The following is a 14,257-nucleotide window of genomic DNA, read 5'->3' as shown; positions in this document are numbered from 1 at the left end:
ACCACACATTATTTCTCTACCAAACTTGGACTTGTCCAGCGCTGGGCCACATTCAGCGTATAGTCCATAAACGCCCGCACCGTCCGCTCGTAGATCTCATGGCCAACAAATCGACTATGTTCATCAAGGTTATTCGCCGTTTCGTGCGATTCGTATAGCTTTGGTGACACAATGGAATAGCTATTGGTGAAGCTAATAATCTTGTTCACAACGGTAGTCATGTCGAGCGCCGGTTGCCGCCCTCCCCGGCCGTTGGAAATACCGACCATCGCAAATACCTTATTATCGAACAAATGCTTAAACGACGGACCTCCTAACTGGTGGATCGCATTCGTTGCCTGCGGGGGTGCAGTCCAGTTGTATTCAGGCATGGCAAAAATGACCAGCTCGGCGGCTTCCCAGGCACTAATCAGTCGTTCCTGAAAGGGCGTTAGCTCATCTTTTTTTACTGAACCCTGCCCCACGAGTGGGATATCATATTCCTCAAAATCTATAATCGAAACCTCATGCGGTCCTTCTTCTTCCAGAAGATGCCGCAAATACTTCACAAAGCGTAGCGAGTTGCTATTCTTGCGCGATGAGGTTGAAATAAGCGCAATTTTCATTGTAGTAGGCTGATTCAATTCGACTAGAAAACCGCGTCGCTTATTCTTTAGTTCGTAGGTCTATTCACAACACAAATGCAACGATTTTACAAACAGTTGGGTCTGTTAATCAGTAAGCTACCTTTTCAACCTATACAATCATGAAAATTGTCTGTTTATTTTTTCTGCTACTAACCGGCATTGCCTATGCGCAGGTACCTTCGTCCATAATTCGACGCGACTCCCTACCCAAGGTTTTTCCACCCGATATAATGCCCAACGCCCGACCCAATAACTCGTTTTATAGACACCCGAATGACCCTAAAAATGTGATGCGAGCTACGTTGGACAATATGCCAATAAAAGTCCCGGATTCTTCGACACAGTACATAATTCTCCGTTCATATCAGAAGTACCTGAAGCCAGATGAACCACAGATCTTTCTGAAGCCAATGCCGAAAATTGTCCCTAAACGATTTCGGTAAGTTAGTCCAGCGCCCGAGCCAGATCGGCCAGCAGATCGCCGGCGTGTTCAAGTCCCACCGAAATACGGAGTAAGTTTTTAGGTGTTGTAGAGTGAGGCCCTTCTGCAGTTGCTCGATGCTCGATCAGGGTTTCAACTCCGCCAAGGCTGGTAGCCCGAATAAATAGTTTTAGTTTACCAATAAATCGCAGTGCTTCTTCGGCCCCACCTTTTACCTGCACCGACAACATGGCCCCCGGCCCGTGCATTTGCCGCTGAATCAGGTCCTTATTTGGATGGTTTGCCAAACCTGGATAATGCACTTTTTCGATAGCAGGATGACTAGTTAAAAAATCGGCAAGCTGCTGCGCCGTTGCACTTTGGGCTCGCACCCGAACGCCCAGCGTTTTGATTCCCCGACTTACCAACCAACAATCGAAAGGCGATGGCACCGCTCCAGACAATCCTTGTAGTAGCCGTACTCGCTGTGTAAACTCATTGTCTTCTTTAAAAATCAAGGCGCCCCCCAATACATCACTATGACCGCTCAGGTATTTGGTCGTTGAGTGCATAACCACATCACATCCCAGTTCAAAAGGGCGTTGCAGCACGGGAGTTGCCCACGTATTGTCGCATACACAAATGGCCCCGGCATCGTGAGCAATCTGACTGATAGCTTGTAAATCAGCAATATCCATCATCGGATTCGACGGCGTTTCGCACCAGATTACGCGGGTATTTTCATGAACCGACGCCCGAACGGCATCCAAATTCCGCATATCGACACGAGTATACGTAAGCCCCCAGGGATGAAACACCTGTTCCAGCAAAGCGGGCGTACCATGATACGCATCGGTTGATAATAATACGTGATCACCGGGCGAAAGGGCCTGAAACAACGTCATTGTAGCCGCCTGACCCGATCCAAATGCCATTCCAATGAGTCCTCCTTCCAATGCGGCCAACGCCTTTTCCAATGCCTCGCGAGTGGGGTTATTGGGACGGGTATAGATATAATTGGCAGGTAACTCATTGGCTTCGTTTCGGGCATACGTTGTTGACAAATAAATCGGGGGAACCACCACTCCAGTCACTGGGTCAGGTTGTTGCGTAGCATGCAGAGCAAGGGTATCGAAGTGCATAAATGTGCAAGAACCGCAAAACGGCTCACTTTTTGTATAGAAAAGTTCATGGTTTCTATTGGAAAACTGGCAACAGATTGCATCCAATTAACCACTGTGGCAATATTCCTCTTTTTTCTTACCGGAACAACCTGATGCACTAAAATGCCTTCTCTGGCTACCTATACAACACCGCTGACGGCAACAACAGCCGCTCATTTGCTCAGGCGGGCAACGTTTGGCCCTACCCACGCCGAGATATCCAGTTTTACCGGTCTGACAGCTACACAGGCCGTACAGCTTCTCATTTCGAATGCGAATTATTCGCCATCGCCCCCTATCGACCTGAATGCCTTTCAACCGACAGCTGGGCAAACGTATCTGGATAAGCCGTTCATCCACAGCCGCAATTTTGAGCTTGGCCATTATATAAGTCTTTGGTGGTTGGGCATGATGGCCTCCCAAACGGCTCCAATTAGTTTGCTGGATAAACTAACCTTATTCTGGCAAAACCATTTCGTGTCAACCCGTGAAACGGTTGGCGATTACCGATTTCTGTATCAATATCTTCTGTTGCTACGAAATAATGCGCTGGGAAATTTCCGAAGTCTGGTAATCCAGATCACCAAAGATCCGGCTATGCTTCGCTACCTCAACGGGAATGAAAATATTGTCGGGCATCCGAACGAAAACTACGCACGTGAGCTTCAGGAACTCTTTACAGTTGGTGTTTTCGATTTTGAGGGCAATAAAACCTATACGGAAGATGATGTAAAAGCCGCAGCCAAAGTGCTAACAGGCTGGGAATATACGAATTACGAACTGGATGGATCAACGAGTTTTACCACCGTATTTTCACTGGCAAACCACGATAGTACCAATAAAACGTTTTCAGCCCATTACAACAATACGGTCATTACAGGTCGATCGACCAATCCATCGCCGACCGTTACAGCCGGAGACGCAGAACTGGACGATCTGATAACCATGCTGCTAAACCATCCAGCATCGGCCCGGTATATCTGCCGAAAACTCTATCGCTGGTTTGTCAATCCGAATGTTTCGCCAACTATAGAGACAGACATCATTATTCCACTGGCCCAATTTTTCGTTACCAGTAATTACGATATCCAGGGACTGATTGTCAAATTATTAACGAGTGAGGTATTTTTCGATACGGCGAACATGGGGGCATTGGTTAAATCGCCTGTCGAAGTGGCCGTGGGTTCCATGCGGTTATTTAATCAACCCGTTCCGGATGCTGTTACGCATTATACCGGGTTCTTAAATTATACCGATTTCATGTTTTACAAGATGCAGGATATGCTTATGCCCCTCCTGGATCAACCTTCAGTATTTGGTTACGAGCCTTATTATGAGACAGGTTATACAAGAATCTGGATCAATACAACGACTATAGGTTTTCGATACCAGTACACAGATGCCTATGTGCTACGTTACCTTCAAATCGAACCAAATTATTTGATGGGTATCGATGTATTGGCCTGGGCCACGTCGATTCAACCTAATTTTTCGGACGTAGCCGGAACCCCGGCAATCTCTACAGTGGATATTTTGGCCGCTTTTTCGAAGAATCTATTCGTTTTCGAGCTGGTTCAAGCCAAAAAAGATTTCCTGATCGATACCATCATGATGCAGGGTCTTCCGCGTACATCCTGGACGTTTCAATGGAATGCTTACCGAACCAATCCAAACGATGGCGGTGCCCGATATGAGGTTCTATCACGCTTGCAAAATCTCATGCAATATATGCTACGCATGGCCGAATATCATATTGCTTAAAGGCCACTTGAGTGTAAACCAGAGATTTATGGGCTGTTAAATACCTTAAAGTTTATTTAATCTTACTCTTCTTCAGTAAACATTAAATTTAAGATTTGCGATAATCAGCATAATCTCTCTCATACAATTATTCTTTCAGTATTTCCGTTTGACAACCTCTACCAATTACAAAATTTAATGAAATACATGCTATGCATGAATGAATATGACCTGTTTTGATAAAGTCGATGGTGGGTTTACAATTGCCAATCCGCTCCTTAATTAACGCATATCCCCACTATCGACTGACGACTATTTTATGAAACGTAGAGACTTTTTAGGAGCCGCTTCGGCAACGCTTCTGCCGGTGATGCTGGATGGCTTTGGGATGAAAGCCATGTCCTACCAGTCAGCACTGGTTCAATCTTTGTTAGGAACGGCGGCTCTGGCATCTGATCGAGTGTTGGTCATTATTTACCTTAATGGGGGTAACGATGGTCTAAATACGGTTATTCCGCGCGATCAGTATTCACTTTATACGGGCTTACGAAGCAATATTGCCATCCCCGAAAACGCCATATTGCCCCTTGATGGTAATCCAGCGACAGGCCTTCATCCAGCCATGTCGGGCATGCGCGATCTGTATAATAATGGGAAGCTCTCAATTATTCATTCGGTTTCCTATCCGAACCCTGATCAATCTCACTACCGATCCACTGACATTTGGATGACAGCTGTTGATTCGGATCAGCTTTCTAATTCAGGCTGGGCTGGTCGATATCTCCAAAACCGGTATCCAGGCTATCCGGTCGGGTATCCGAACACGCAAATGGAAGACCCACTGGCTATTCAGATAGGTTACCTTACCTCAACAGCTCTACTCGGCAGCCAGCAGTCGATGGGCATTGCCCTTAGTGATCCGAATAGTTTTTATCAATTAGTGGGCTCTGGTGGAACGCCTTCTCCTGGTGACTTGCCCTGCTGTGATGCTGGCGATTTGATTGCCTTTATTCGGCAGCAACAGGTGCTATCAGTAGGTTATGCAACAGAAATCAAGCGAGCCGCTGATGCCGGGCAGAATATGGTTACCTACCCCGATGTTACAGAAAAAAATACACTTGCCGACCAGTTAAAAATTGTTTCCCGTTTAATTCATGGCGGGCTAAAAACCAAAATTTATTTCGTCTCGCTAAGTGGCTTCGACACGCATTCAACACAGGTTGATACAGATGTCACGCTGGGAACGCACGCATTGCTGTTACAAAAAATGTCGATTGCGATCAGCAAGTTTCAACAGGATTTAAAGTTGCAAGGCATTGAAGATAAAGTGATTGGAATGACGTTTTCTGAATTTGGCCGTCGCGCCAATTCTAACAATTCCAAAGGCACCGATCATGGTGTTGCGGCTCCAATGTTTGTATTTGGCAGCAATGTAAAACACCGGACAATTGGTCAAAACCCAGATCTGGCAAATTTAACAGGCCAGTTTGGCAACAAAGAAATCCCGATGCAAATCGATTTCAGAAGGGTTTATTCTGACGTTCTGAATGATTGGTTTGGTACAAATCCAACGACAACCAATTCGTTACTTTTCCGTCAATTCCCCACCGTATCGCTATTTTCAGATACAGTAGAAACAGTCGCGTCGGGTAATTGGCAGGACAAAAATGTGTGGACAATTGGGCGGGTTCCTTTTGCCAATGAGTATGTAAAAGTCAATACGGGACATACGGTAACCGTTGATCATAATATCACAGTGAAAAAGATTCGACTGGATGGTAAATTGAAATTTACAGGCCCCTATTCCGTTCAGATGACAGGTTAGATAACAGACAAACTTGGTTTATTTGTCGGAACTAAATAGATTCTAATAACGATTTTGTCCTGCTGACGCAAAAAGCATCTTAGACTTTCCTTATCTATGAACAAAGAATCGTGGAGATGCTTTTTGCGTCAGCAGGACAAAATTGCTACTTCTTTTTCGATGCCATATTCGCTTTTTTACCCTGACTAGCTCCCGTATAACTGATCTTAAAAAGCGTACCGTTCAGATCGTCTGTTACATATAAAGAACCGTCGGGACCTTGCGCCAGTCCGCAGGGGCGATGCTGAACAGGGCCGGTTGGTTTTTCCAGATCAATCCCGGCAAAATTATCGGCGAAGATTTCCCAAGGCCCCGATGGTTTGCCATTTTTAAACGGCACGAAACCAACAAGATACCCTTTTTTAAGTGGTTGTGATTGACCATGAAACGCAATAAAAGCGCCATTCCGATACCGTTCAGGGAACGCTGTTCCTGTGTAAAACAATAGCGCATTCGGGCCCATGTGTGCAGGGAAAGCTGCTGCTGGATTTATTGCTTTTTCACCGCCCGTTTTCTTGCCGTCACCGCCATATTCAGGGGCTAAAATCTTCTTCTTCTGAATGGGATCATAATAGATATACGGCCAGCCAGCGTCATCACCCTGATGTAGTTCATACATCGTTTCGGCAGGCAACTCAGTACTCATTTGGGGGGTGTAATATTGCGGGTAAAAATCATCGAACTTGCCCCGACCGTGCTGCAACACGAACAACGTATTCGTTTTACCGTTCCAGTCGAGTCCCACGACGTTCTTCAGTCCCTTCGCGAAATGCACACCGTCGGTAGGTGCCTGGTTCGGGACGTCTGCCTTAAATTTCCAGATACCCGCTGTATCCACCAAGGGGCAGGGCATCATACCTTTACCCGTTCCGGGCTCACGGCAAGGATCATTATCCGACGCCACATTAACGTATATATTCCCTTGATTATCAAGCGCTATCGACTTCGATTTATCGCGATCTTTCTCTCGCAGGCCTGACACTAGTTTTTCAGGCTGCTCTGTATCTACTACTTCTTGTTTACTATTGAGTTTATAGCGGTAAACACTGCTATTAGACGATGTATACAAATAATCATTTTTAATAGCGATGCCCGTTCCCGGATAATCGCCAAAGCCAACCCGCTCGTCGATCAGGCCATCGTTGTTGGTATCGCGCAGACGATAGATGCCTTTTCCATCTTTTAACTTATTGAGCTTTACGTAGATATCGCCCGTCTTCGTGATGGCAATGTGCCGGGGAGCTCCTAAATCTTCAGCAACAATGGTCCCCGAAAAACCAGCTGGTAATTTTAACGCAAGTTGGGCGTCTTTTTTCACAGTATGCGAACGAGCCGGTAATTTGCCAGGATTCGTTTCGCCCAGGCACTTCAATGTTACGACAAGAGCAAGCAGGCCAGTCAGGCCGAAAGCAGGTTTATGCATCATTTGATAAAATAAAATAGACGTCGACTTACACAGGTTAGCAGTTGTTTCCCACAAAAGCGTCAAAGGGCCTTCAAATACTTACAAAGCCCGTTTTACGGCTCATCAGTAATTTTCACTACTTCATGCCTCTTGTGAGCAAACCTTGCTAAACCTTACCGAATCATGAAACGAGTCAAACGGCATCTGCTGCTCCTGCTCCTGCTGGCAGTCGTTGGGCCATTGTTATCCTTTCAACAGGATACTCCTCCTACCGACGCTCCTGATGAACATCGATTCCGTAAAGTCTTTTTGACTAGTAATATGCCCGATTTGATTGAAATGGACATTGCACCCAACGGCAACGTCTATTTTATTACCATGACCGGCGGAGTTTGGGTATATGACGTTCGACAAAAAGATACCCGGCTTCTGGCTAAAATCCCCGTTAGTATGGCCACCGAAGCGCGAATGCAAGGCATTGTTCTAGATCCGGATTTCAGCCAGAACAATCAGTTGTATTTATTTTATGCTCCTCTTAATCAGGGCAAAGCAAACCGCGTTTCCCGATTTACGATGCAGGGCGATTCGCTTAGATTATCGTCTGAAAAGGTCGTGATTGAAATACCCGACTCACAGCATTGTTGTCATGCTGGTGGTGGAATGGCCTTCGACAAACACGGTAATCTGTTCATTGCCACAGGTGACAATAGTAATCCATTTGGCACCAACTATTCCCCCAGCGACGAGCGTCCAGGCCGGGAAGAGTACGACGCCCAACGATCATCAGCCAACACGAACGACTTGAGGGGTAAAGTATTACGTATCCACCCCGAACCCGATGGTTCCTACACAATCCCAGCCGGAAATCTCTTCGCCAAAACAGATAAAACCCGCCCTGAAATTTATATCATGGGTTGTCGGAATCCTTATCGGGTTACGGTTGATCGGGATACGGATTTGTTATACTGGAGCGAAGTAGGGCCCGACGCGAGTGATAGCCAGCCAAGGGGCCCACGAGGGTACGATGAATTTAATCAGGCCGCAAAACCAGGGTTTCATGGCTGGCCGTTGGTTATTGGTGATAATGAGGCCTATGCAAAAGTCAATTTTGCCACCGATTCCATACTTGAAAAAATCGACCCTTTGCATCCTATCAATTCGTCGCCAAATAATACGGGCTTACGGGAACTGCCACCTTCTCAGAAACCGATGATCTGGTATCCTTACGATAACTCCGCCGAATTTCCTGAACTCGGGGCCGGAGGGCGAACCGCTATCATGGGGCCGATTTATTACTACGATTCAACTAACCCCTCAAAAACCAAATTCCCAGCCTATTTCGACCGAAAATTGTTCATTGCAGACTGGATGCGGAATTGGCTGAAAGTGGTATCGCTGACGGAACAAAAGAAATTGGAGCGTATCGAGCCGTTCATGCCATCGGCCACATTCCGCAAACCGATGAGCCTAAAATTTGGCCCCGATGGTGCCTTATATGTTATTGAACATGGCTCGCTCTGGGGCGGAAATAAAGACTCCCGCTTAGTGCGAATCGATTATATCGCAGGCAACCGCCCACCAATTGCTACAATCAGCGCGGCTGCGGATGCCGGTCCATCGCCGATGCGCGTTCAACTATCAGCTCAGAAATCAATGGACTACGATCAGAGCGATGTGCTGACTTATCGATGGTTTGCCGATGGGAAGGCGTTACCCTATACATCCGTCGACATCAATACCGTTCTGACGAAACCAGGCAAACATCGTATTAAGTTGGTTGTCACGGATAAAGCTGGGGCTACTTCGTCTGCTGAAACGGCTATTCTGGTCGGAAATACGCCCCCGGCTGTACAGGTTGAATTGGCAGACACTGGTTTGTTGCAAACGCCACAAATGACTTATCGGGTGTGGGTAATCGATCCGGAAGATCGGCGTATCGATCCGAAAGCGATCAATGTAAACCTTACTTATTTACCAACAAGCCGGGCGATCAATCAATCGCCAACAGGAGCCATTTTGTCTGAATTTCAACGAGGTACGACCTGGATTGAGGAAAGCGATTGTAAAGGTTGTCATGCGCTTACGTCGAAATCAATCGGCCCTAGTTTTCAGATGATTGCCGAACGCTATCAAAGGCAGAAAAAATCAGCTGAATTGGTAGCGACTCTCAGCCGAAAAATTATCAAAGGCGGACACGGCATTTGGGGCGAAGCAAACATGAGCGCCCATCCCCAACTCGCCCCCGACGTGACCGACGAGATGGTCCGCTATATACTATCGCTTACCAACGATAAACCTATTGTTAAACCCTTACCCGCCGAAGGCCAATTTGACGTTGATCTGACCCAACCGGGAACCTATATCTTGTCAGCCAGCTATACCGACCGGGGATATAAATCCGTTAAACCCCTCACTCGACAAACGACAAAAGTACTACGGTCACCTGTTTTTCAGGGTCAGGATTTCGATAAGGGGATGGAGTTGAACCGGGGTGAAATCCTAAATGGCATTAAGCAGTCTTCCTACGCAATGGCTAAACAGGTTGACATGACGGGTGTTCATAATTTACGTTTTCAATTCACCACCGAAACGCCGGGAACAACCATCCGAATCCGAATTGATAGCCCGACAGGTGAATCGATTGGCGATGTTGCCGTTCCCGTTGGCAAATTGAAATCCTGGCAGGAACGTTCAGTGCCTATTAAACCGACAACGGGTCGGCATGATATTTTTCTGTGCTTCGAGAATCGATCGAGTATTTTCAGCCTGGCAGAAGTAAAATCCGTTACGTTCCATCGAACTGGCGAATAGAGTTGTTTCTGGTAAAATCATCATAAACTGCCACCATTTGAAAAAAAAGCATCATTGCTATTATGAATGATGTACCAAAGAGTTTTTGGGAAGCTACTTACCGGCAGAATATCGCTAAAATGATTGGTGTATGCTACCGATATACGTCCAATAGGCAGATTGCAGAAGACCTGGCACATGATGCTTTTCTGGTAGCTATTAATAAATCTAAAAGTTTTGAAAGCAAAGGGCCTTTTGAAGCCTGGTTAAGGCGCATAGTCGTGAATGTAGCTTTACAATACCTCCGGGATCAGAAAAAACAGAAGCACCATGAAAACAGAATGGCCTATGACACGCCTACACTTGAAGCCCAAAACGAAAGTCAAAACAATGAAGAAAATAGTTTTTCCGAGGCTGAACTTTTAGAAGCTATTGGACGCTTGCCCGAACACCATAAATTGGTGTTTAATCTTTATGTATTTGACCATTTCACGCATGCTCAAATCGGGACCGAATTGGGTATAAGCGAAGGAACATCAAAATCACATTTCGCTAGAGCCCGAAAAACAATTCGAGAAATTCTAAAAAATAAACTAAAAGAGGACAAGAGAAAACCCCGTTTATTATTCTTGTTTTGGATCTCCGATAAATTTTGGAATATAAATCATTTTTTCAGAAAAGGATTAAAAAACTTTGAGATAAAACCACAAAAATCATCTTCAATCAATATTGTTGATTTCGCAGGCGTATCCATTCCGAAACCCAATTCATCAATAATTCTTTTTGTAAACTATATAAAGAGTGATATCACAACTGTAGCAACAGTTATGAACATCGCCATTGTTTCGTTTATACACGTTAATTCAAATGAGGAAACGAAACCATCAGTAGTAAAAAACTCTAGTGTACCATCGGTTCGTGTTTCGGATTTACCTAATGAAAAAGGTATTGAAAAAAAGTTTTCAAATTTTGATACAACAACTGCCACCTTTTCAACAAATGGCATCATATCAAGTGAAAACACTAAACAAATCGATACCATGAAAAAAGTAAACACATTAGGCGCATTGCTCCTTACTACTTCGGCGCTGTCTTTTGATTCTACAAGCTTATTGAACAAATTTCAATTACCCAGTCAGCTTAAAAATCAGGAAATTGTTGAAAACAATAGCTTGGAATTAACGATACCAATCGAACAAAGTAGATTAACTGATAAAGTTGATCCTTCCAAAATACACGGTACATTTTATGCCTCAAAATTATTTTGGTCTTCGAAGGATAATACATTATATCTGAAGGGAGAGAACGTGAAGGTCAATCTTAATACACAAAAATTTAACGGAAGCGGCACATTTTCATTTATCAATAGGATAAATTATTTAGTTGTGAATGGCACGCCCATGCAGATAAATGAAACAATTGAGCTTACTGACAAGAAATATAGCTTAGTGAAGTTGAGCGAAGAACAGGCAATAAAAAGATATGGCGATAAAGGAAAAGTGATCGTAGAAATTGCACTGGTAGATTAACTATTTATAGCATTCTTTTATTATTCCAGTACAACTTTATTCCTCGGCAGAAAGCCAGTTCAGCGCATTTGCCAATACGGCATCCGCATAATCAGGATCGTCGCTCATTTCGGCTAATTCCCCTAAAAACAGTACGCCTGTCAGTATTGAAACTCGTTCCCGATCAATTACACGCCCGGTAATTTTTTCATAGTTATTAATTACACGTGAAGTGAGTTCAGTCGAAATAAAGTTTGTGTAAATAAATTCCTGGTGTAGCTCGTCCAGACCAGAATCGCCGAAGTCATAAATGCCGGCTAGTTTTTGGGCTTCATGATCGAAAGCCATGTTCCAGCCATGCCCATCAAAGAAACCATACGTAATTCCATAAGGATCAGGTGGCAGTTGCGCCCAGGCTTCAAGCGTTTTTTGAGCTTTAGCTTGACGGGATATAGGTAAAATGGGGTGAATTCCTGCCCAAATTTGTTCATTTGTAAGCCCAGGTTCGCTTACCGATGCTCCAACAGCCTGCATGGAGGCAAGATCAATTGCATGAAGTTCAGCATAAAAGCGCGCTATATCGTTCGCCAATCTATGTTTTGCGGAATCATTCAACAATTCGTACTGTGCGGTAATCAGATGTTCCCCCTTAAGTTTGGTGTGCCTTGAAAACGGCCGCGGAGCGTCGAAAAACTCGAGATTGGGAACGGGAAGGGTAACCTTCGAGCGAACAATAGCCAGCATATTGGCTTCCTTTCGCAATGCTTCGATACCTTCTTCGTCGCGGGGAAATTTAAAGATTAACCGATCATCTACATCAACGGCGACTGAATCCCAACCGGCTGTCAGCAGAGAGAATGATGCGTTGATAAGCTCCGGAAAGCGAGTTATAATAACCGTTTTTAGTTGTTCCAACATGGTTCGTCTCTACAGAAAAGGCCATCCACTCATATGGATGGCCTCCTGTCAGGTAATTTATTCCTCGTTACACTAATCCTTTTTTCAACCCTTTCACGGCATAATCCGCGGCACGGGCGGTAAGAGCCATGTAGGTTAAGGATGGGTTTTGGGTACTGGTCGAGGTCATGCAGGCACCATCCGTCACAAATACGTTTTTGCATTGATGAACCTGATTCCATTTGTTCAGGATTGACGTTTTCGGATCTTTTCCCATTCGGGCACCGCCCATCTCGTGAATGTCTAATCCGGGATTCCGTTTATCATCACGAACGCGAATGTTTTTAAAACCAGCTTCAGTAAACATCTCCGTCATTTGCTCCTGATAATCTTTCACCATCTTGTCATCATTATCGTCGTACACGATGGAGATTTTCAGTTGCGGAATTCCGAATGGATCTTTTAGGGTCGGATCAAGGGCTACGTAATTGGTTTCTTTCGGAATTGTTTCGCCCATCATGTGCGAGCCAACAGACCAACCACCCAATTTCGGATTCAGCAGACTTTCTTTTAAATCCGACCCTACCCCACTCTGATCGGCCCGGGAAATTCGGTTAGCCGAGAAACCAGCTGCATAACCCCGCAGAAAATCGGTTTCCTGTTTCAATACGTTGCGGAAACGTGGAATGTAGGGGCTATTCGGGCGCCGACCGTCAGTTGTTGAGTCAAGAAACCCATCGAATTCGCCAGAAATACCTGCCCGATAATTGTGGAACGCCACGTATTTACCCAGCACCTCACTGTCATTCCCTAACCCATTTGGGAAGCGACTGGAAGTCGAATTCAGTAAGACCAGATTTGAGTTCAACGCGGCTGCATTCAGGAAAATTATTCGGGCGTAAAACTCCTGCATTTGTTTGGTTTGGGTATCAATTACTCGAACGCCCGTTGCCCGACCTTTTTTCTCGTCGTAAATAATGGAATGCACTACCGAATTTGGTCGAAGTGTCATTTTACCTGATTTGGCTGCCCACGGAATTGTCGACGAATTACTACTAAAATAACCACCAAAAGGACAACCACGTTCGCAAATGGTTCTATGCTGACACTGCGCACGACCTTGCTGAAAATGAACGGGTTGTGGCTGGGTAATATGTGCAGCACGACCCATAATAATCGGCCGATCTTTATATTTAGCAGCCATTTTCTGCTGGAAATGTTTTTCCACGCAGTTCCACTCATGCGGAGGCAAAAATTCGCCATCGGGCAAGGTCGCAATGCCATCTTTGTTCCCCGTAATACCGGCAAATTTCTCAACATACGAATACCAGGGTGCAATGTCAGCGTAGCGAATTGGCCAATCGACAGCGTATCCGTCGCGGGCGGGTCCTTCGTAATCGAAGTCACTCCAGCGTTGCGTTTGCCGCGCCCACATGAGCGATTTCCCTCCTACCTGATAGCCACGAATCCAGTCGAAGGGTTTTTCCTGCACGTAAGGATGTTCGGCATCTTTCACAAAAAACTGCTCAGTACCTTCGTAAAACGCGTAGCATTTACTGATAATCGGATTCGCATCGCGAACTTCCCGTCTGAGTTGATTTCTATGTTCGAACTCCCAGGGTTGCTTGTTCGTCGTTGGATAATCCGTTACGTGCCGTACATCGCGTCCACGTTCGAGCACCAGGGTACGAAGCCCCTTACCTGTTAATTCTTTAGCAGCCCAGCCTCCGCTGATTCCTGACCCAATCACAATGGCGTCGTAGGTGTTAAGCGCCTGAGCATCAATATTTAAATAGGACATAGGTTTGTAAAGTAGGTAATCGTCAGCTGAAAAGTGTGTTTT

General features: G+C 45.3%; 10 protein-coding genes. 5 read left to right on the top strand and 5 right to left on the bottom strand.

The window, feature by feature from the left end:
• Nucleotides 1–8: 8 nt before the first annotated feature.
• The gene (locus ACYVE4_RS25455; protein ID WP_461043097.1) at nucleotides 9–605 is read right to left on the bottom strand and encodes an NAD(P)H-dependent oxidoreductase; all 597 of its coding nucleotides are present in this window, start codon (nucleotides 603–605) and stop codon (nucleotides 9–11) included.
• Between the two features lie 140 nt (nucleotides 606–745).
• On the opposite strand from ACYVE4_RS25455, the gene ACYVE4_RS25450 reads away from it, so the two are divergent.
• Nucleotides 746–1,069, top strand: a complete 324-nt coding sequence (locus ACYVE4_RS25450; protein WP_461043096.1) for a hypothetical protein — start codon at nucleotides 746–748, stop codon at nucleotides 1,067–1,069.
• Nucleotide 1,070: 1 nt separating this feature from the next.
• Here the strand turns inward: ACYVE4_RS25450 and ACYVE4_RS25445 are convergent, their stop codons facing one another.
• Nucleotides 1,071–2,189, bottom strand: a complete 1,119-nt coding sequence (locus ACYVE4_RS25445; RefSeq protein WP_461043094.1) for a trans-sulfuration enzyme family protein — start codon at nucleotides 2,187–2,189, stop codon at nucleotides 1,071–1,073.
• 144 nt (nucleotides 2,190–2,333) lie between these two features.
• Between ACYVE4_RS25445 and ACYVE4_RS25440 the strand changes: the two genes are divergently transcribed.
• Both ACYVE4_RS25440 and ACYVE4_RS25435 read left to right on the top strand, forming a co-directional pair.
• Complete coding sequence (locus ACYVE4_RS25440) at nucleotides 2,334–3,971, top strand: DUF1800 domain-containing protein (protein ID WP_461043093.1); 1,638 nt, start codon at nucleotides 2,334–2,336, stop codon at nucleotides 3,969–3,971.
• A 298-nt stretch (nucleotides 3,972–4,269) separates the two neighbouring features.
• Nucleotides 4,270–5,775: a DUF1501 domain-containing protein gene (locus tag ACYVE4_RS25435; protein ID WP_461043092.1), complete on the top strand. Its 1,506-nt coding sequence runs from the start codon at nucleotides 4,270–4,272 to the stop codon at nucleotides 5,773–5,775.
• A 145-nt stretch (nucleotides 5,776–5,920) separates the two neighbouring features.
• Here ACYVE4_RS25435 and ACYVE4_RS25430 read toward each other — a convergent pair whose 3' ends face one another.
• A complete protein-coding gene (locus tag ACYVE4_RS25430; RefSeq protein ID WP_461043332.1) occupies nucleotides 5,921–7,237 on the bottom strand; it encodes a PQQ-dependent sugar dehydrogenase in 1,317 nt (438 codons plus the stop codon).
• A 165-nt stretch (nucleotides 7,238–7,402) separates the two neighbouring features.
• Here ACYVE4_RS25430 and ACYVE4_RS25425 point away from each other — a divergent pair, with 165 nt between their 5' ends.
• Nucleotides 7,403–10,030 (top strand): PQQ-dependent sugar dehydrogenase, encoded by a 2,628-nt coding sequence (locus tag ACYVE4_RS25425; protein WP_461043091.1) that lies wholly within the window; start codon nucleotides 7,403–7,405, stop codon nucleotides 10,028–10,030.
• A gap of 62 nt (nucleotides 10,031–10,092) precedes the next feature.
• A complete protein-coding gene (locus tag ACYVE4_RS25420) occupies nucleotides 10,093–11,538 on the top strand; it encodes an RNA polymerase sigma factor (protein ID WP_461043090.1) in 1,446 nt (481 codons plus the stop codon).
• Nucleotides 11,539–11,574: 36 nt separating this feature from the next.
• Here the strand turns inward: ACYVE4_RS25420 and ACYVE4_RS25415 are convergent, their stop codons facing one another.
• Together ACYVE4_RS25415 and ACYVE4_RS25410 are read right to left on the bottom strand one after the other, a co-directional pair.
• Nucleotides 11,575–12,435 carry a phosphotransferase family protein gene (locus tag ACYVE4_RS25415; RefSeq protein ID WP_461043089.1) on the bottom strand — a complete coding sequence of 287 codons (861 nt, stop codon included), beginning with the start codon at nucleotides 12,433–12,435 and terminating at the stop codon, nucleotides 11,575–11,577.
• A gap of 67 nt (nucleotides 12,436–12,502) precedes the next feature.
• Nucleotides 12,503–14,215 (bottom strand): GMC oxidoreductase, encoded by a 1,713-nt coding sequence (locus ACYVE4_RS25410; protein ID WP_461043087.1) that lies wholly within the window; start codon nucleotides 14,213–14,215, stop codon nucleotides 12,503–12,505.
• Between the last annotated feature and the right edge of the window lie 42 nt (nucleotides 14,216–14,257).

This window comes from Spirosoma harenae (assembly GCF_054776975.1).
The sequence above is the reverse complement of the archived record's forward strand: the minus strand, read 5'-3'. Positions and strand labels throughout refer to the sequence as shown.